Source organism: Rhodoferax sp. GT1R46 (assembly GCF_056521285.1).
Genome location: NZ_JBWMBC010000011.1, coordinates 92,560 through 111,496, shown reverse-complemented (window position 1 = coordinate 111,496; position 18,937 = coordinate 92,560). Strand labels below are relative to the sequence as shown.

Sequence of the window (18,937 nt, the reverse complement as noted above, 5' to 3'; positions counted from 1 at the left end):
CGATGCGTGCTGGCGGATTAAGCGGATAGAACGTTGAAAGCGCCGGATTGGCGCATGGCGCTTCCGTAGGTGTTGCGACCCACATAGGTAGACGGGGGAGCGGTTGGCACCACCACTTCCAGTGCGCGATCGACATACGCCGCACGGCGCAACAAGTTCTCACGCAAAGCCGGCAGTCCTTTTGCCAACGCCCTGATCCGTTGCGCCCGCATGGGCGCTGCCAGCCGGTTCCGCCCCACTTCATCGGCCATTTGAACGAGCCCCACCGCCAGATGTTGCAGCCTCGCTCCGGCAGACTGAACGGCATCGGGATTGCCATCCACCAACGCAGAAGCGACCTCGGTGAACTGCAGTTCAAGGAGGTCGAGTTGATCGTCTAAAGTAATAACTGACATTTCAGGGCCTTTGCACGTTGGGGTACGCGCAGGCCTCGCGCGGCTTCAGCGTACGGTTCGGTTGAGCATTTCCTGCGCGTTGGAGAGTAATTTGTCCGCAATGGCTTCGGGATTGACCACGTAGGTTCCATCCTGAATCGCAGCCCGGATGGTCGCCACTTTCTTGGTGTCCACGTCCGCAGCTTCGCCCCGGTTGGCTTTTTCCAGACCGCGCGCCAGATTCGACACCGTAACTGCCACACCGGCTGACCGGGTGCTTTCGGTTGCCGTCGCTTTGGCGGCTCCAGCCGCACTGTTCCCCTGCCCTGCTTTTTGGGCGGTAGCCGTGTTGGCCTGCGTTGCTGAAACAGAAGTATCTTGGGGTTGACCGATTTTCATTGCGTTCTCCAAAACTACGATACGCGTAGCCTCGTGCATATGCTATCGACCCAATCATGACTGACTTTAGAACTATTTGCATGAAATCCGGAACTTACAGGTCAATTTGCACTGTTCGGGTATCCAGTACTGTGCCGGACGTCACCCGCCCGCTTTCCATGCGAACCCGGGCGGGCTGACCCACAACACCTGCGGAGAGGGCCTGCGCGTCAGAAGTCACCTGAAACCCGGACCCCTGAGCCAGCACACGGACCTGCGCACCGGCTTGAAAAACCTGTGCCGGCTTGACCATGCCCTGGCGCAACGTTTGCCCCGTCGTGAGCAACCGGGTTGCGATCTGACCCATCCAAAGCGCCGGATCCCTCAAAACCGGGCTGGCCTCCTCCGCCCAATTGACCTCGACCTCCACCACGTCCGCCGCGGTCAAGGCAGTGCCCGCAGGCACTTGCCCTTTGATCACCCAAGCCTTGCCAAACGCATTGACGGTTACGGGTAGCGAAACATTCCAGCGACTCATACCGTCCACACAGCGCAGTCCAATGCGGGTCTTGCCCCACAACCGTGACCCGGGTGGCAGGTAGGGCTCGATATTTCCACAGGCAGCCAGTTTCAACCGGCTATCCAGGCTGCCTACCGTCACGTCCATGCGAAGCGCCGCAGGGCCTGCGGGTTGCGCAGAAGCAACCGCGCTGCGCAACCATGTCTGTGTGATGTCCTGGAACTCGGTGCCCGGCTGCTGTTGTGCCGTTGCATTCGTAGACAGCAGGAAGACGCCCATGCAGCACGCGACTGCGGCGGACAGCCGTTTCAATAAGTTTTGACGGGATAGATAAGACATGTTTGGCTCCTTGCGCCAGAGAACTATAGAGATTCCGGCAAGACAGCAAACCCCCCAATTACCCGGCTTTCGCCCCTGTATTCAAACGCTAGAAAACTAAAGCTTTTCTCATAATTGCCCCACGTCAAACGGTTGCGCCTTGCCATACCGCTTGAAAACCCTCCCTTAAAAGGTGATTTATGCCTGTCAACATGACCAACGCGCTGGACTTTCATTCGAAAGCCCTGGTGCTGCGCGCAGAACGGCAACGCGTTATCGCCAGCAACATCGCCAACGCCGACACGCCGGGCTACGTCGGGCGCGACATCAACTTCAAGGAAGCGATGAACGCCGCCATGGGGGGGAGCTCCCTGTCACTGTCTCCGAGCGCGCCATCGGGCGGATCACCTGACGGAACGACCCATTCCCGGCACATCGCGATGCAGTCCAGCACCGGCAGTCTGGGGGGCAGTACCCGGCTCGATTACACCGTGCAGACGCAACCCGCGATGGACGGCAACAGTGTGGATCTGGACCGCGAACGCGCCAATTTCGTCGACAACTCCGTTCGCTATGAAGCCACCCTGCGCTTTATTAACGGCCAGTCCAAGGCGATCTTGAGCGCCATTCAAGGGCAGTAGCGCCAGCACACCAGACCACGGAGAAAAACCATGTCCATGTTTTCCATTTTCAACGTCTCCGGTAGCGCGGTCAGTGCGCAGGCGCAACGCCTCAACGTTGTCGCCAGCAACCTGGCCAATGCCGATGCGGTGGCCGGGCCAGACGGTCAGGCCTACAAGAGCAGGCAAGTGGTGTTTGAAACCGTACCCATGGGGTCAGACGCCTCGTCGGGCGTACGCGTGAACGCCATCAAGGAAAGCAACGAGCCCATGCGTCGCACACACAACCCGACGCACCCATCGGCCGACGCGGACGGGTATGTGACGCAGTCCAACGTGAACCCGGTGGAGGAAATGGTCAACATGATCTCCGCCTCCCGGTCATATCAGAACAACGTCGAGGTCATGAACACCGCCAAGACGCTGTTGCTCAAGACCCTTCAAATGGGTCAGTGAACCTGAAAGAACCTCAACATGACTACCAGTGTTACCTCATCCACCACCGCGTCCACACTGACCGGAACTGCGAGCACCGCCAAAACGGCCCAGAGCGATGCCACCGCTTCGCAGGATCGCTTCCTGAAACTGCTGGTTGCACAACTCAACAATCAGGACCCCATGAACCCCATGGACAACGCGCAGATGACCAGCCAGATGGCGCAAATCAACACGGTCACCGGCATTCAGCAACTCAACGAGACCATGAAGTCGATTGGCACGCAATTCAACTCCATGCAGTTGTTGCAAGGTGCGTCACTGATTGGGCACGACGTTCTGGTGAACGGCAACACGCTTGCGGTGGACGCCGGCGCCGCCAAGGGAGCCATTGACCTGCCTTCCAACGCCGACAAAGTGAGCGTTCAGATTCTGTCCCCGGGCGGCCAGTTGCTCGATACGCTGAACCTGGGCGCCATGACGGCGGGCCGTCACGATTTCCAGTGGGACGCCTCCAACTACACCGGCTCGGGCAGCCCGACTTTCAAAGTCACCGCTACGAACGGGACACAAGCCGTGTCTGCCACATCCCTTGTTCGCGACACCATCGTCTCTATTGGCAACACGGGCACTGCGATGAGTGTGCAACTCAAAGGGCGTGACCCGGTGGCCTACGACACCATTCAAGCCATTTTGTAAAAGGAATACACCATGAGTTTTCAAACAGGTCTCTCCGGCTTGAACGCCGCCAGCAAAAGTCTGGACGTCATCGGAAACAACATTGCCAATGCGAATACAGTGGGAATGAAATCATCCCGCGCCGAATTCGCCGATCTGGTGGCCTCATCCATTGGTAGCGGTGGTGGTGGCGGTTCAACCGCCGGAATCGGGGTGGCCGTGGCCACCGTTTCCCAACAATTTACCCAGGGCAACATCAACATCACGGGCAACAACCTGGACGTGGCCATCAACGGCGGTGGCTTTTTTCAGGTCACGAAAACCGACGGTTCAACGGCCTTTACCCGCGATGGCCAGTTCAAACTGGACAAGGATGGCAACATCATCACCAATACCGGTGCCAATGTCATGGGCTACACCACCGATTTGCTCGGAGCGCCCACCAGCATTACGCCTGTCAAGATGACGTTGCCTACCGGCGCGCCCATTGCCGCCAGTGCCACCACAACGATCACGGCTGAATTCAATCTGGATTCACGTGCTGCCGTAGCCGCAGTCGCCGTTCCGCCAACACCGCGCACCACCTACGGCACCTCGCTGACCGCCTTTGATTCGCAGGGAGCGAAAGTACCCGTCAGTCTGTATTTCGAACGCGTTGCGTCCACAACAACCGACAACTGGAATGTCTACGATGTGCCCACGGGCGGCGCCCCGCTGTTTCAGATGCAGTTTGATGCCGCAGGAAAGCTCACCTCTCCGGCAGCACCGCAAGCATTGACGATCGCCACACCGTCACTGATTACACCCAGCATTGCCGCCACGCTGGATGTATCCAAAGTGACCCAGTTCGGCAGTGGCTTCAACGTATCGAACCTGACCCAGAACGGATATACCTCGGGCGAGCTGACGGGCATCACCATTTCACCGTCCGGCACGATCACCACCCGCTATTCCAATGGACAAACGCAGGCCAGAGGTCAGATCTCCCTTGCCGGCTTCCGCAACGAGCAGGGGCTGACACCCGTAGGAGGCGGTGAATATGTTGAAACCTTCACGTCCGGTCAACCGCTGCAGGGCAACCCGGGCGTAGGCAAGTTCGGCTCACTACGGGCTGGGGCTGTTGAAGAGTCCAACGTGGACCTCACCGCCGAACTGGTCAACATGATGACCGCGCAGCGCGCCTACCAGGCCAACGCGCAAACCATCAAAACCCAGGACCAGGTCATGTCTACTTTGGTCAATCTGCGCTAACCGCCCGCACACGACGCAACGGAGTAATACCCCATGGACCGTCTCATTTACACAGCCATGTCGGGCGCCAACGCGGCAGCAAACCGCCAGGCGGTCCTGTCCAACAATCTGGCCAATGCATCGACCAACGGCTTTCGCGCCGAAATGTCCACGTATCGCGCTGTGCCGCTACTCGGCGAAGGTGCGACTACACGGGTGTTCGCCGTGGAGTCCACTGCGGGCTACCTGGACGCACCAGGATCAGCACAACGCACCGACCGCAGCATGGATGCCATGACCGCAGGCAATTCCTGGTTCAGTGTCCAGGGGCTGGATGGCAATGAGGCCTACACCCGCAACGGGCACTTCGACGTAACGGCAGATGGCACGCTGGTCACGGGCAGTGGCCTGACGGTTCTGTCCAATGGCGGCGCCCCGATTACCGTGCCTGCGGGCGCCGAACTGTCCATCGGAAACGATGGAAACATCAGCGCCAAAGTAGGCAACCAGCCCGCCAATGGAATCGGGCGTCTGAAAATGGTCACCCCCACCGGCGAAGACCCGTTGAAGCGGGGCGAAGACGGGCTGTTCAGGGCGCGCTCAGGCGACCCCCTGAACAACGACGACAACGCCCGGCTGCAGGTCGGCGCGCTGGAAAGCTCCAACGTCAACCCGATTGAAACCATGGTCAGCATGATCCAGGCCGGGCGCCAGTTTGAAACGCAGATGCGTCTGCTGCAAACCGCCGAGTCCAACGACAAATCCGCCGGCCAATTGCTGAGCCTGCAAGGCTAAGCGCGCGTATCCCCCTCTCACCCAACACGGACTATTGCCATGATCAATTCACTGTGGATCTCCAAGACCGGCATGGAAGCCCAGCAAATGCAGCTGGACGTCATCTCCAATAACCTGGCCAACGTATCGACCAACGGCTTCAAAAAGTCGCACGCGGTTTTTGAAGACCTGATGTACCAGAACCTGCGCCAGGTGGGTTCCAACACCTCGGAGCAGTCCACCTTGCCAACCGGTTTGCAGGTGGGCCTGGGTGTGCGCACCGTCGCCACCAGCCGGAATTTTTCGCAGGGCAACTTGCAGCAGACCAGCAACAACCTGGATGTCGCCATCCAGGGCAATGGCTTCTTCCAGCTCACCATGCCGGATGGCACCATTGGGTACACCCGCGATGGCGCCTTTCAGATTGACAACCAGGGGCGCCTGGTCACGGCCGGTGGTCTGCCCGTATCCAATGGCATCACCGTTCCCAGCAATGCGACCAATGTGTCCATCGCCACGGACGGTACCGTGACCGCCTCGATTCCGGGGTCCACCGCGCCGCAGTCCATCGGCACCATTGCACTGGCCAACTTCGTCAACACGCCGGGGCTGGAGCCCAAAGGCCAGAACATCTATGCCGAAACCGCGGCGTCCGGCCAGCCCAATGCGGGTACACCGGGCACCAACGGGATCGGCTCGCTGATGCAGGGTTTTGTGGAAACCTCCAACGTCAATGTGGTGCAGGAGCTGGTCACCATGATCCAGACCCAGCGCGCCTACGAGATGAACTCCAAAGCGATTCAAACGTCGGACCAGATGCTGCAAAAACTCGGGCAGCTGTGAGAATTGCTATGAAAAACGTAGCTGTTGGCGCACTATCCACGGGGGCCAGAGGCCTATTTCTTACCAGTTTGAGTGCCTTGGGCCTGTTGTGTGGCGCGTGTGCGCCCTTGCCACAAAAGGTGTCCGTCGATTTTGCCGAACCCAAGCTGGTGGCTGCGCCCGCCGCCGCCGCGGCGGTGCCGCGACCCCACAACGGCAGCATCTACCAGCCCGTGAGCTACCGCCCGACCTTTGAAGACCGCCGCGCACGGTTGCTCGGCGATACGGTGACGATTCAGATCGTGGAGAGCCTGGCCGCCAGCCAGGTCTCGAAATCCACGGTCAACCGCAATACGTCCATCGACACCGCGATCACCCCACCGCTACCGGGTCTGATCGGCGTTGACCTCAAAAACCTGGAAATGGCAGCCAAGACGAACAATGACTTTTCGGGCAAAGGCGGCACGGAGGCGGCCAACACGTTCACCGGGTCGATCACCGCTACGGTCATTGAAGTCCTGCCTAATGGCAACCTGATTGTGGCCGGTGAAAAGCAGATTGGCGTCAACCAGAATGTGGACGTCATGCGCTTCTCGGGCACGGTGGACCCCCGGCTGCTGCAACCCAACAATGTGATTGCCTCGACACAGGTGGCCAACGTGCGCGTGGAGTCGCGCGGTCGCGGTCCGCAAGGTGAAGCCCAAACAGTTGGCTGGTTATCACGGTTCTTTTTGAACTTTCATCCTTTCTAAAGTTATCCAGAATAGTGCCGAGGGGTAACAGATCCAGTCGGATCGCCCTGCTTACTGGCTCTGCACATGAAACCTCGGATCACCCCATCGACACGCACCGGCCTGCTCCCACTGGTTGTGTTGGCCATGGCGCTGTGGTTGGCGCTCACCGGGAACGTTCAGGCTGCCCGCATCAAGGAAGTCGCCTCCATTGAAGGCGTGCGCAGCAACCAGTTGACGGGTTTCGGACTGGTGGTTGGCCTGGATGGAACGGGTGACCAGACCACGCAAATGCCCTACACCACGCAGGGCCTGAGCAATTATCTAAAACAACTGGGGCTGACCTTGCCCACGGCGCAACTGGCCCAATTGCAAATGAAAAACGTCGCGGCGGTGCTGGTAACAGCCCAGCTGCCCGCCTTTGCCCGGCCAGGGCAAACGCTGGATATCAATGTCTCCTCCTTGGGCAACTCCAAATCCCTCAAAGGCGGAACCCTGATTGGCACGCCGCTCAAGGGAGCGGATGGCGAGGTCTACGCCTTCGCGCAGGGCAATTTGATTGTGGCCGGTGCAGGCGCTGCCGCCGGTGGCAGCAAGGTCACCGTTAACCACCTAAGCGTGGGTCGCATTCCGGACGGCGCGCAGGTTGAACGCTCCGTGCCGACCGCCTTGCAGGAAGGCCCCACCGTCAGTCTGAGCCTCAATGCCACCGATTTCCAGACGGCCCACCGGGTTGCGCAGGCGATCAACCGCAAATTCGGCGAGGGCGTGGCCCAGGCGCTCGACGGTCGAACCGTGCAGGTCAATGCCCCTGTCAACCCGAATGATCGGGTTACCTTTCTGGCAGAAATGGAAGAGTTGCCAGTGCAGTCCTCCATTGCGGCTGCCAAGGTCATCATCAATTCACGCACCGGTTCCATCGTGCTCAACCAGGCGGTCACCCTGGGCCCGTGTGCCATTGCGCACGGAAATCTGACGGTCACTATTTCCTCCACCCCCATCATCAGCCAGCCCAACGCCCTGTCCACCGGTGGCCAGACCGTCGTCGTGGAGAAGGCGAACATCGACATCAACCAGACACCCGGAAAGCTGATTCAGCTGCCTGAGGCCACCAAACTGGCGGATGTGGTCAAGGCACTGAACTCGCTGGGCGCTACGCCGCAGGATTTGCTGGCAATATTGCAAGCCATCAAGTCCGCTGGCGCGCTGAACGCCGAACTTGAGGTGATCTGACATGAGCTACGGGTCCATCTCCAACCCCCAGGCGCTCTCGGCCGACACGCAGTCGCTGGGCGCGCTCAAACTGGAGGCGGGCAAGAACAGCAAGAGCGCCATCAAGGAGACGGCCAAGCAGTTTGAGTCCTTGTTCATGCGCGAGTTGATCAAAAGCATGCGTGAAGCCACCATGAAGTCGGGCATGCTTGACAGCCCCGGCGGCGACCTGGGCACCGACCTGCTGGACCAGCAGTTTGCCGTGCAGATGTCCGGCAAGTCGGGCGGTCTGTCGGACCTGATCGAGCAGCAATTGACCCGCCAGATGGGCACACCGCCTGCGGGCGCTTCCCAAACCAGTAAAAGCGCGGCGGTCTCGCCATCATCGGCCCCGTCATCAGCCATAAGCAAAACCACCCGCGCACCCAGCGAGAGTCAGTCCAGCTTTGTGAACCAGCATTCCGCCGCAGCCAATGAGGCCGAGCGGGCCAGCGGCCTGCCCGCCGGCTTCATGCTGGGCCAGGCCGGTCATGAAACCGGGTGGGGCAAGCATGAGATCAAGCAGAAGGGAGGAGCGTCCTCCCATAACCTGTTCGGCATCAAGGCGGGTGCCAGCTGGACCGGCAAGGTGGCCGAAGTCACCACCACCGAATATGTCCACGGCGTGCCCCAAAAACAAGTGGCGCGTTTTCGCGCGTATGACTCCTACGCCGATTCGTTCAAAGACTATGCCCGCATGATCTCCGAGAGCCCCCGCTACGCCAAGGCACGCGAACAAACCGGTTCTGCCCACGCCTTTGCCAGCGGTCTGCAAAAAGCCGGCTACGCCACGGATCCGGACTATGCGGCCAAGCTCAGCCGTGCCATCAACACCACGCTGCAGATCCGTCGCGCGCAGGCCTGACACAGGACTCCACCATGGGAATACTCAACATCGGCACACGGGCACTGCAGGCCAACCAGGTTGCGCTACAGACCGCCGGCAACAACATTGCCAACGTCAATACGCCGGGTTACTCCCGCCAAAGCGTCATTCTGGAGACCGTTCAGGGGCAGTTCACGGGGGGGGGATACATCGGCAAGGGTGTCGATGTACAGACCATCCAGCGCAATTTCAACGCGTTCCTGACGCGCCAGTCGGCCCTGGCCGGTGCCACGCAATCGGCAGACACCACCCGAGCCGACAAACTCAAGCAGCTGGAGAGCCTGTTTCCCGGCGGCGCCAGCGGCCTGGGCGCCTCCATCAACGACATGCTCAACGCGTTTTCGGACGTTGCCAGCGCCCCCACCGACCTCACCGCCCGAACCGTGGTGCTGACCCGTGTGGATGAGACCGCTGCCCGCATGCGCGCCACCTCTCAGCAGCTCGATGACCTGCAACAGGGCGTCACGCAGGAGCTCACCCAGAAAATCGACGCCATCAACAGCCTGGCCAAAAGCATTGCGGGGGTGAACGACCAGATTGCACGGGTGAATGGCAACGGCCAGCCCCCCAACGACCTGCTGGATCGTCGGGACCAATTGGTGCGGGATTTGAATCAATACATTCAAACCAGCTCCATTCCCGCGGACGATGGCACGGTAGGTATCTTTATCGGCGGCAGCCAGGCATTGGTGCTGGGCACGACGGTATCGCCTGTGTCGCTGAAGCAGGAATTCGGGGGCACGCTGAGCAACAAGCTGGCCATCACCCGCAACGGTGCCACGACCCTGCTGGACGAGAACACGCTGGGTGGGGGCGAGGTGTCAGGCTTGCTGCGATTCCAGAACACCGACCTGGTGGAAGGCCGCAATTTGCTGGGTCGGCTGACCATGGCGATCAGCACCGAAATGAATACCCAGCATGCGCTGGGTCTGGACCTGGACGGCAACGCCGGTGGCAACATCTTCAGCCCCACGGCGTTCAGCAGCCAGAACGTGTTGACACCCGTCGCGCCCGCACAGGTCAACGCAGGTGCCACCAGTTTGGCGCTGGCGATCAGTGACACCACCAAATTTGCGGCCTCCGACTACGAGGTCAACTTCAGCAACGCGACCCAGGGCTCCCTCACCCGCCGCTCGGATGGTGTGGTAACCGCCTTCGACTTTGGTGTGACCAACCCGGTCACGGTCGATGGCATCAGCATCACCAAGGGCGCAGGCGTTGCCGCAGCGGGTGACCGCTTCCTGCTCAAACCCTTCAGCACCTCGGCCAGCAACATCAGTCGCGAATTTTCGACTCCCCGCGCCCTGGCGGTAGCCAGCCCGGTGGCGGGCAGCATGGGCACCAGCAACACGGGCAGTCTTCAGCAGGTGTCGCTCACGGCGCGGTCCAACCCGCCCGCGCTCACCCCGGTCGTTTTGACCTTCACGGGCGCCAACAGCTTTACCCGCAGCGACGAGCTGCCGGTCCCCAACGCCACTTCCTATACCTACACACCGGGTGTGCCCATAGAAGGCACGGTCCCGGCAACGAACCCGCTGTCACAGTGGTCCGTCACCTTGCAGGGTTCGCCCAAAGCAGGTGACACATTCACGGTGGGCAACAGCAAGGTTCTGGCAGCCGCTGGCAAGCTGGACCTCAAATTAAATGCTGGCAACGCCAGCGCCATGATGGGCCTGCGCGACATGGCCTTGTTTGACGGTGCTGCCCTGAGCGACGGCTACGCCGGTCTGATTGCACAAGTCGGTATCCGCGGCCAGAGCGCCAACTACGCAGCAGAGGTTTCGACCTCGATCGCATCCAATCTGGAGAAGGAACGTACCGGTGTTTCTGGCGTGAATCTGGATGAAGAAGCCGCCAAGCTGCTGCAATACCAGCAGGCCTACCAGGCCTCGGCGAAGATGATCCAGATCGCACAAAGCATTTTTGACACATTGATCCAGGGTATGCGTTGATCGACCGGCCGCACCAGGAGTAAGCACATGACCACCCCATCCTTTTCACGGCTAGGCTCTGCCAACACCTACGACACGGCGCGCAGCAACCTGATGTCGCGCCAGACCGCGCTGTCCAATGCACAGGAACACCTGACCTCTGGCAAGCGCGTCAGCACTGCCAGCGACGACCCGACCGCCGCCGCCCAGGCCGAGCGTGCGCTGACCCGTATCTCGCGCATCCAGACCGACCAGCGCGCACTCGACGCACAAAAAAGCGCCATCACCCAGGCCGAGAGCACGCTGGGTGACGTCAACGATGCGCTGCAAAACTTTCGCGAATTGGTGGTCAGCGCAGGTAACGGCGCCTACTCGGCATCCGAACGCAAAAGCATTGCAGGACAACTCAGCGGCTTGCGCGACCAGGTTTTTGCGCTGGCCAACCGCAAGGACACCAATGGGCAACCCCTGTTTGGCGCGCTGGCCAGTGCATTGACGCCTTTTGTCGGCCCCCAGGCGGCGGCGCCCGACTACACCTTCAACGGGCTGCCGGGCCAAACCGCCAGTTCAGAAATTGCGATCCCCTTTGCGCTGGATGGTGACAGTGCGTTCATGCTGCAAGCCAATCGCGACGGGGTTTACAACGTCAGCGTCAGTACCATCCCGAGCACCCGGACTCTGACAACGGACAGTGTGTCGGTGACCAGTGCCGCAGCGGTGAATGGCGCGACCTATTCGGTTGCCATTACGGCTGTGGACACCACCACCGTGCCCGGCACGACTTCGGTGTCCTACAACCTGACCGCCACGCCTCCCGGAACGGTGACCGCCCAAACGGCGCCCGGATACCCGTCAACCCAGGCTGCCAATATTGCAGTGGTCGGCATGGCGGGGCTGGCCCTCAACATCAAGGGCACACCCGCGGTGGGCGACACGATCAAGATCGACCCCAACCCCAGCATTTTCAGCGTCCTGGATGATGCCATTCGCGACATCGGCAGCGCCGCCAACAACAATGCCGCCACCCAAGCGGTCAGTCAGGCACTGGGCAACATCGACATTGGAATGGGCCGCATTTCAGCGGTGCGCGGCCAGGCTGGGGATCTGCTCAACCGTGCCGACCGCATCAGTTCCAATCAGGATAAACGCAGTATTCAGCTGGAGAGTGACCGCTCCCGCGCGGAGGACCTGGACATGGTCAAGGGCATTTCCGACTTTCAGAACCAGCAAACGGGCTATCAGGCGGCGCTGCAGTCCTACGCCCAGGTTCAGAAGCTGTCCCTGTTTAACTACATCGGATAGGCGCATGTCCGATTCGGTTCTCGGCAGCATCACGCTGGGCTACGAGCCGGTCTGGAACCACTGGCGCAAGTGCACCGGCGTTCGGCTGTTTGTGGATTCTGCCCATGGCGGCTCCATTGATGCCCGCCATTTACTCGGCGCAATTGCCGAGCTGTGGCCCGAATCAGCACCCCGGCTATTGCTGCATGCGCAGCCCATGGCTTTGCTCGGCGACTTGCTGGACCACGCCCCGGCGCAAGGACCGTGGATCGAGATAGACGATCGTTTTCTGCAGGATGCCTTGCTTGCGGGACGTGTCCGCAAAGCCCAGCAGCGCGGTTTGCCGCTGGTGTGGACCGGCGAGCCAGGCACGGCCCCCCTGCCCGATACCGCGAAATGGTTTCAACACACCCTGCGCACACTGAGCCCCCATCAGGCGCTGGGCGCCTTGCGTGCATCGCTGCGCCAGCAACAGGATGGAGGCATGGGGGTGCCGCCCCAGATGGCCAGCCCGGTTGTCGCGGGCAGCTATTACCAGGGTCTGGCCAGCCAGGCGCTGCTTGAACATGCACTGGACCGCCAGGGGGTTGCGGGCGTTGCAGGGTGGCCAGTGGAAGAAATTCTGCACGGCTACCGCTTTCGGCAAATCCAGCCAGCGCGACAGGTGCTGATGGCACTGGTGCAAGCCATTGATTCCGACGAATCTCTGGAAGCACTGGAGCACCGCATGGGTGACGAGCCTCTGCTGACCTATCGCTTTTTACGCTATGCCAACTCTGCGCACCTGGGTGCGCGCAGCGAGGTTGACAGCGTTCGCCAGGGTCTGATGGTCATGGGCTACTCCAAGTTGCGCGCCTGGCTGATGGCGCAGATGCCGCACGCCAGTAGCGACCCCAATCTGGACCCGATTCGCGCCGCCATGGTGTGGCGCGCGCGCATCATGGAGCGTCTGGCCGATGCCGGCACCGCAGACGATTTACGCCGCGAAGTGTTTTTGTGCGGGATCTTCTCGCAGCTGGATTTGCTGCTGGGAGAACCCTTGGGTGCCGCGATGAGCCGCCTGCCGCTGCCAGGGCGTATTGCTTCGGCCATCGTGGGGCAAACCGGCCCTTATGCAGCCTGGCTGGAAGTTGCGACAGCCCTGGAGTCCGGTAATACCGGCATGATCCATGAGGTGTGCGCGGCCCACAAAATGCCCGCAGACGAGGTCAACCGCGCGCTCCTGCGCACGCTGGCCGCAACCTGAACTACTGCTCTGCGCGCAAACGGCTGAACGCCTGCCAAAACGTCGCGTCCTGGGTCGTCGCAAAGTTGATGCGCATCAGCGTGCTGGGCTGGCGTTCGGCATGAAACAGGGCGCCAGGCGCCAGCAAATAGCCCTCATCGAGCATGCGCTGCGCCAGCACATCGGTATCCACTCCCGTATCCACCCATCCAAACAAACCCGCCGGGGGTGCCGCAAAACTGCAGCCGTGGGCCAATGCCAGCTTGACGCTGCGCCCGCGCGCCTGATCCAGCCGGGTGCGGATGCGCTCGGCATGGCGGCGCAGCTGGCCCTGGTCAATACACCAGGCCAGCGCCTTTTCCAGCAGGGCGGGCGTGGTCAGCGTGGCCAGCAACTTGGTGTCAATCAGACGCTCCACCAGGTCCGGTGGTGCCGCCAGAAAGCCCACGCGCCAGCCCGGTGCCAGAATTTTGGCAAACCCGCTGACATAAATGGTGCGTTGCAAGCCATCCAGCGCGCACAGGCGCGTGGCGTGCTCGGGCGCGAGATGGCTGTAGGTGTCGTCTTCAACAATGTGAAAGTTGTGCCGGTTGGCCAGTTGCAGCACGCGATGGGCACCACCTGGCGTGAGACAAAACCCGGTGGGGTTGTGAAACACGCTCACGCTCACAAACAACTTCGGGTTATGCAGCGCGCAGTAGCGCGCCATCACCTCCAGGTCCGGCCCGTCGGCCCTGCGGGGCACCGGCAAAATGCGCATGCCCAGCGCGGTCAGGCGCGCAAATTCAATCGCCCAGCCGGGCTCTTCCACCATCACATAGTCGCCCGCGCGCAGCAGGGTGCGGCTCACAATATCCAGCGCATGGGTGGCGCCCACGGTGGTGACAATCTGACCGGGGCTGGCGGGCACGTTCAACGATACAAGTTTCTGGGACAGTGCCTGGCGCAAGCCACTGTCCCCCGCAGGCTCCCCGTATTGCAGCGAAAGGGATTGCAGGGCCCGGCTGCTGCACACCTTGCGCACGGCGGCGGGCATGAAGGTGGTTTCCAGCCAGTCGGGCGGAAACACGCCCATGCCGGGTTGCGGCTTGTCGGAGCTGCCATGGAACATGCCGCGGATCAGCGCGGTGGCATTGACCGGCACATGCTGCGCCTGAAAGCCACTGCGGGGAATGGGAAGCGCTACAAAATCAGTAGCTGTCTGCGCAATGGATTCGGGGGCTGCGGCCACTTCCCGCACATAAAATCCCCGGTTTCTGCGCGCCTCGATCAGCCCCTGCGCCAGTAACTGGTCATACGCGGCCACCACCGTGGACGCACTCACGCCCTGCTGCTGCGCGCACAGTCGCACCGATGGCAACCGTGCGCCGGGCGCCAGCAAGCGGGTGCGAATACGCTCGGCAAAGCGGTTGCTCAACTGCTCGGTGAGCGACTGGGATGCGGACTTCATCAACATGGCATACCTTGGTTGCGAATGGCTCCTGAATGGGCCTGTGCTGCCCAGCCCAACAATACAGATAAACATTTGACCGGCAGAACTGTACTGGTTCTGTGCTGGTTTTGACTATAAAGTCTGCCACATGAATGGACAAGAATTTTCAGCTTTACTGGTATTGGCCACGGCAATGAGCTTTACGCCGGGACCCAACACCACCCTCTCCACGGCGCTGGCTGCCAACCGCGGCTTGCGTCGGGCGCTGCCCTTTGTGTGTGCGGTACCCGTGGGCTGGGGCGCTTTGCTGCTGGTGTGCACACTGGGTCTGGGCGCACTGGTGGTGGCCGTGCCCTTGCTGAGCTGGGCGATCAAAGTGATCGGGGTGGCCTACCTGCTGTGGCTGGCTTCCAGACTGGCGCAGTCGCGCCAGCTCAGCGACGCCGATGCAGCCCATCTCAACGTCACATTCCTGCAGGGCATGGCGCTGCAGTTTGTCAACATCAAGGCCTGGATGCTGGCGCTGGCCATTGTGAGCGGCTGGATCGCCGGGCGCGCTGACGCGGTCGAGCGCATGGCGGTGGTGCTGCCCGTGATGCTGGTCTATGCCTTTGCCAGCAACCTCACCTATGCCTTGGCCGGCTCGCTGCTGCGCAACTGGCTGTCCGGCCCCAACGGCACAGGCGGGCGCCTGGCGTGGTTCAACCGGTCCATGGCACTGGTACTCGTGGCAACCGCCTTGTGGATGCTCACACTATGACCCACAGCGCGCACGACATCCATAAGGGCCTGTGGATCGGTCTGCTGGGCATCGTCATCTTTTCGGTGACCCTGCCCATGACACGACTCGCCGTGGGCACGCCCGATGCGCCCCAAATGTCCGGCTACTTCATTGCCTTTGGGCGGGCCGTGGTGGCCGCAGCCCTGTCCGCCGCATTCCTGCTGGCCACGCGCGCGCCGCTGCCCCGCCGGGACGACTGGGTTCCACTGGCCATCACCGCCGGGGGCGTGGTGTTTGGTTTCCCCTTGTTTACCTCGGTGGCCATGCGGTATGTGGAAGCCGTGCATGCCAGCGTGATCGTGGGGGTGCTGCCCTTGGCCACTGCGGCCGTCGGTGCGTTTTTGCACCGGCAGCGTCCCTCGACCGGTTTCTGGTTGTGCGCCGCGCTGGGTAGCGCACTGGTGGTGGCTTTTGCCATGCTCCGCTCCGGCGGCAATGCGGGCGCATCCAGTGGCGGCCCCACCATCCAGTTCGCCGACCTCCTGCTCTTGGCGGCCATGCTGTGCGCCGCCGTGGGCTACGGCTTTGGCGCACGGCTGTCGCACCACATGCGCGCCGAGCATGTGATCTGCTGGGCACTGCTGATAGCGCTGCCGCTCACCCTGCCACTGTCCATCGTGACCTGGCCCACCGCGCCGCTCAAGGCCAGCGCCTGGTGGGGCTTTGGTTATGTGGCGGTGTTCTCCATGTGGCTGGGGTTTTTTGCCTGGTACCGGGGCCTGGCGCTGGGCGGCACAGTGCGGGTCAGTCAGGTGCAACTGGTGCAGCCGTTTTTGAGCATGCTGTTTGCGGTGCCGCTTTTGGGTGAAAAGCTGGATGCCGTTACGGTCGGCTTCAGTTTGGCGGTGATTGCCACCGTATTTGTTGGCAAAAAAATGCCGGTCACCAGCAGTCGCCTGGTCGTTTCGCATGACACCTAGAGCCAATACCGCTCTCAGCTTCCTGCTTGGTGCCTGCCACAGTGGGTTATGCCAGGGGCCTCATACTGTCAAAGGCCCAGAAATCGGCCCCCGGCATAACCCACCATGGCGACATGTGGCGTTTTTGCAAACCCGTACACCCACCCACGTGGTGATACGCTTTCTGCTTCAGATCGTTTCTTGAAAAACTCTAAAAGATGACAAACAGCACCACCCTCTGGACCATGGCCCACCGCGCTGCCAAGATGAACCCGTCGGTCATCCGCGAAATCCTCAAGGTCACGGAGAAGCTCGGCATCATCAGCTTCGCCGGCGGTCTGCCCTCGCCCCGCACGTTTCCCGTCGCGGAATTTGAAGCCGCCTGTGCCACAGTGTTGAAGGACGACCCACAGGGTGCGCTGCAATACGCCTCCAGCGAAGGCTATGCGCCACTGCGTGAAATGGTGGCGGCCCAACTGCCCTGGAATGTGGACCCGGCGCAGGTGATGATCACCACCGGCTCGCAACAGGGGCTGGACCTGGTGGCCAAGATCCTGGTCGATGCCGACAGCCGCATTCTGGTGGAGTCGCCCACCTACCTGGGCGCGATCATGGCCTTCATGCCCATGGAGCCGCAGGTGGTGAGCGTGGCCAGTGACGATGGCGGTGTGGACGTGGCGGACTTGCGCCTGCAATGCGGCACGGGCACCGACAAGGCACGCTTTCTGTACGTGCTGCCCAACTTTCAGAACCCCACCGGCCGCAGCATGGACGAGGCCCGCCGCGCGGCGCTCTCCAGCGCGGCCGCCGAGCTGGGCCTGCCGCTGATTGAAGACAACCCCTATGGCGACCTGTGGTTTGACACCCCGCCACCCCTGCCGCTCACCGCGCGCAACCCCGAGGGCTGTATTTACCTGGGCTCATTCTCCAAGGTGTTGGCACCCGGTTTGCGCATGGGCTTTCTGGTGGCGCCCAAAGCGGTGTTTCCCAAGTTGCTGCAGGCCAAGCAGGCGGCTGATTTGCACAGTCCCGGCTTCAACCAGCGCATCATTACCGAGGTCATGCGAGGCGGCTTTCTGGACCGCCATGTGCCCACCATCCGCGCACTCTACAAATCGCAACGCAATGCGATGCTGGAGGCACTGGAACACCACTTTGGCCTTGACGCCAGCGTGCCCGCTGACGAGCGCCTCACCTGGAACACCCCAGCAGGCGGCATGTTCCTGTGGGCACGCCTGCCCAAAGGCATGGACGCGGTGCAACTGCTGCCGCGCGCGGTGGACAAGGGTGTGGCCTTTGTACCCGGTGCGCCGTTTTATGCCGACCATGGCGACCCGCGCACGCTGCGCCTGTCGTTTGTAACCCCCAGCGTGGAAGAAATCCACCGCGGTGTGGCGGCACTGGCGTCTGCCATCCGTGAACAGGCAGCAGCATGACATCGCGCCCCTTCAAACAAGTCGACGTCTTCACCGGCAAACCCTATTTCGGCAACCCGCTGGCCGTGGTGCTGGACGGGGCCGCCCTCTCGCAGGCGGAAATGGAACGCTTTGCCCAGTGGACCAACCTGAGCGAAACCACCTTCATTCTTCCCCCCACCGAGGCCGGCAGAAAAGGGGGCGCAGACTACCGGGTGCGCATCTTCACGCCCGGCGGCGAGCTGCCCTTTGCCGGCCACCCCACCTTGGGAAGCTGCCACGCATGGCTGGAGGCCGGTGGAGTTGCGCAAACGGCGCACCGCATCGTGCAGGAATGCCAGGTGGGGCTGGTGGCCATTCGCCGTGAAGGCAACCGCCTGGCATTTGCCGCACCACCCCTCCGGCGCAGCGCCCCCAGCCCCATGGTGCTGGCCCAGGTGGCCGCCGCGCTGGGCCTCAAAGCCCAGCACATCGTGACCGCGCAGGTGCTGGACAACGGCACCAGTTGGCTGGGCCTGCTACTCGACAGCGCACAGACCGTACTGCAACTCACCCCTGACCACTTTGCGATCAAAAATTTAGGGCTAAAAGTGGGTGTAGCCCACGTGGATCCTGCGCAAGACGCTCCTGCTTTGATAGCACGCTCCAACCGCGAGGCGCGTGCTTTTTCTCACCCACCGGCCTCTGAAAGCACCGAAGTCGCCCTGGAGCCTACCGTCGAAGTGCGCGCCTTTGCCGCCCCCGTTGGCATCAACGAAGACCCGGTCACCGGCAGCCTCAATGCCAGCCTGGCCCAGTGGCTGATTGCCGATGGCCATGCTCCCGAGCGCTACCTGGCCAGCCAGGGCACCTGTCTGGGCCGTGAGGGGCGGGTGTTCATTGAGCGCGATGCCAGCGGCCAGGTGTGGGTGGGCGGTGAATCGGTCACCTGCATCGACGGCCGTGTTGCGCTGTAA

20 protein-coding genes are annotated in these 18,937 nt (G+C 61.7%); 16 read left to right on the top strand and 4 right to left on the bottom strand.

Going from position 1 to position 18,937, the window contains the following annotated elements; all coding sequences use genetic code 11:
* Positions 1-17: 17 nt before the first annotated feature.
* The 3 genes from AC097W_RS19415 to flgA all read right to left on the bottom strand — a co-directional run bounded on the left by AC097W_RS19415 (position 18) and on the right by flgA (position 1,611).
* Positions 18-395 (bottom strand): hypothetical protein, encoded by a 378-nt coding sequence (locus AC097W_RS19415; RefSeq protein WP_479604280.1) that lies wholly within the window; start codon positions 393-395, stop codon positions 18-20.
* A 45-nt stretch (positions 396-440) separates the two neighbouring features.
* Positions 441-773 (bottom strand): flagellar biosynthesis anti-sigma factor FlgM, encoded by a 333-nt coding sequence (gene flgM / locus AC097W_RS19410; protein ID WP_479604279.1) that lies wholly within the window; start codon positions 771-773, stop codon positions 441-443.
* Positions 774-867: 94 nt separating this feature from the next.
* A complete protein-coding gene (gene flgA / locus AC097W_RS19405; protein ID WP_479604278.1) occupies positions 868-1,611 on the bottom strand; it encodes a flagellar basal body P-ring formation chaperone FlgA in 744 nt (247 codons plus the stop codon).
* Positions 1,612-1,790: 179 nt separating this feature from the next.
* On the opposite strand from flgA, the gene flgB reads away from it, so the two are divergent.
* The 12 genes from flgB (at position 1,791) to AC097W_RS19345 (ending at position 13,475) form a co-directional block, all read left to right on the top strand.
* The gene (gene flgB / locus AC097W_RS19400; RefSeq protein ID WP_479604277.1) at positions 1,791-2,231 is read left to right on the top strand and encodes a flagellar basal body rod protein FlgB; all 441 of its coding nucleotides are present in this window, start codon (positions 1,791-1,793) and stop codon (positions 2,229-2,231) included.
* Positions 2,232-2,261: 30 nt separating this feature from the next.
* On the top strand, positions 2,262-2,666 hold the full coding sequence (gene flgC / locus AC097W_RS19395; protein ID WP_479604276.1) for a flagellar basal body rod protein FlgC: 405 nt from the start codon (positions 2,262-2,264) through the stop codon (positions 2,664-2,666).
* Between the two features lie 18 nt (positions 2,667-2,684).
* Positions 2,685-3,344 carry a flagellar hook assembly protein FlgD gene (locus tag AC097W_RS19390; protein ID WP_479604275.1) on the top strand — a complete coding sequence of 220 codons (660 nt, stop codon included), beginning with the start codon at positions 2,685-2,687 and terminating at the stop codon, positions 3,342-3,344.
* 12 nt (positions 3,345-3,356) lie between these two features.
* Positions 3,357-4,574 carry a flagellar hook protein FlgE gene (flgE, locus tag AC097W_RS19385; RefSeq protein WP_479604274.1) on the top strand — a complete coding sequence of 406 codons (1,218 nt, stop codon included), beginning with the start codon at positions 3,357-3,359 and terminating at the stop codon, positions 4,572-4,574.
* 33 nt (positions 4,575-4,607) lie between these two features.
* A complete protein-coding gene (locus tag AC097W_RS19380) occupies positions 4,608-5,348 on the top strand; it encodes a flagellar basal body rod protein FlgF (RefSeq protein WP_479604273.1) in 741 nt (246 codons plus the stop codon).
* A 39-nt stretch (positions 5,349-5,387) separates the two neighbouring features.
* Positions 5,388-6,170, top strand: a complete 783-nt coding sequence (gene flgG / locus AC097W_RS19375) for a flagellar basal-body rod protein FlgG (RefSeq protein WP_479604272.1) — start codon at positions 5,388-5,390, stop codon at positions 6,168-6,170.
* Positions 6,171-6,178: 8 nt separating this feature from the next.
* Entirely contained in the window at positions 6,179-6,901 is a 723-nt protein-coding gene (locus AC097W_RS19370; RefSeq protein WP_479604271.1) for a flagellar basal body L-ring protein FlgH, read from the top strand.
* Between the two features lie 126 nt (positions 6,902-7,027).
* Positions 7,028-8,113: a flagellar basal body P-ring protein FlgI gene (locus tag AC097W_RS19365; RefSeq protein ID WP_479604299.1), complete on the top strand. Its 1,086-nt coding sequence runs from the start codon at positions 7,028-7,030 to the stop codon at positions 8,111-8,113.
* A gap of 1 nt (position 8,114) precedes the next feature.
* A complete protein-coding gene (gene flgJ, locus AC097W_RS19360; RefSeq protein ID WP_479604270.1) occupies positions 8,115-8,996 on the top strand; it encodes a flagellar assembly peptidoglycan hydrolase FlgJ in 882 nt (293 codons plus the stop codon).
* Positions 8,997-9,010: 14 nt separating this feature from the next.
* Entirely contained in the window at positions 9,011-10,969 is a 1,959-nt protein-coding gene (flgK, locus tag AC097W_RS19355; protein WP_479604269.1) for a flagellar hook-associated protein FlgK, read from the top strand.
* A 27-nt stretch (positions 10,970-10,996) separates the two neighbouring features.
* Positions 10,997-12,250 carry a flagellar hook-associated protein FlgL gene (gene flgL / locus AC097W_RS19350; protein ID WP_479604268.1) on the top strand — a complete coding sequence of 418 codons (1,254 nt, stop codon included), beginning with the start codon at positions 10,997-10,999 and terminating at the stop codon, positions 12,248-12,250.
* Positions 12,251-12,254: 4 nt separating this feature from the next.
* On the top strand, positions 12,255-13,475 hold the full coding sequence (locus tag AC097W_RS19345) for an HDOD domain-containing protein (RefSeq protein WP_479604267.1): 1,221 nt from the start codon (positions 12,255-12,257) through the stop codon (positions 13,473-13,475).
* 1 nt (position 13,476) lies between these two features.
* On the opposite strand, the gene AC097W_RS19340 is transcribed toward AC097W_RS19345, so the two are convergent.
* Positions 13,477-14,910 (bottom strand): aminotransferase-like domain-containing protein, encoded by a 1,434-nt coding sequence (locus AC097W_RS19340; protein WP_479604266.1) that lies wholly within the window; start codon positions 14,908-14,910, stop codon positions 13,477-13,479.
* A gap of 124 nt (positions 14,911-15,034) precedes the next feature.
* Here AC097W_RS19340 and AC097W_RS19335 point away from each other — a divergent pair, with 124 nt between their 5' ends.
* From AC097W_RS19335 to AC097W_RS19320, 4 genes are all read left to right on the top strand, one after another.
* On the top strand, positions 15,035-15,646 hold the full coding sequence (locus AC097W_RS19335) for a LysE family translocator (RefSeq protein WP_479604265.1): 612 nt from the start codon (positions 15,035-15,037) through the stop codon (positions 15,644-15,646).
* Positions 15,643-16,587, top strand: coding sequence for a DMT family transporter (locus AC097W_RS19330; protein ID WP_479604264.1), 945 nt, complete (start codon positions 15,643-15,645; stop codon positions 16,585-16,587). Before AC097W_RS19335 ends, AC097W_RS19330 begins: the two co-directional genes overlap by 4 nt.
* Positions 16,588-16,784: 197 nt before the next feature.
* A complete protein-coding gene (locus tag AC097W_RS19325) occupies positions 16,785-18,002 on the top strand; it encodes an aminotransferase-like domain-containing protein (protein WP_479604263.1) in 1,218 nt (405 codons plus the stop codon).
* On the top strand, positions 17,999-18,937 hold the full coding sequence (locus AC097W_RS19320) for a PhzF family phenazine biosynthesis protein (protein ID WP_479604262.1): 939 nt from the start codon (positions 17,999-18,001) through the stop codon (positions 18,935-18,937). The genes AC097W_RS19325 and AC097W_RS19320 overlap by 4 nt, the downstream gene beginning before the upstream one ends.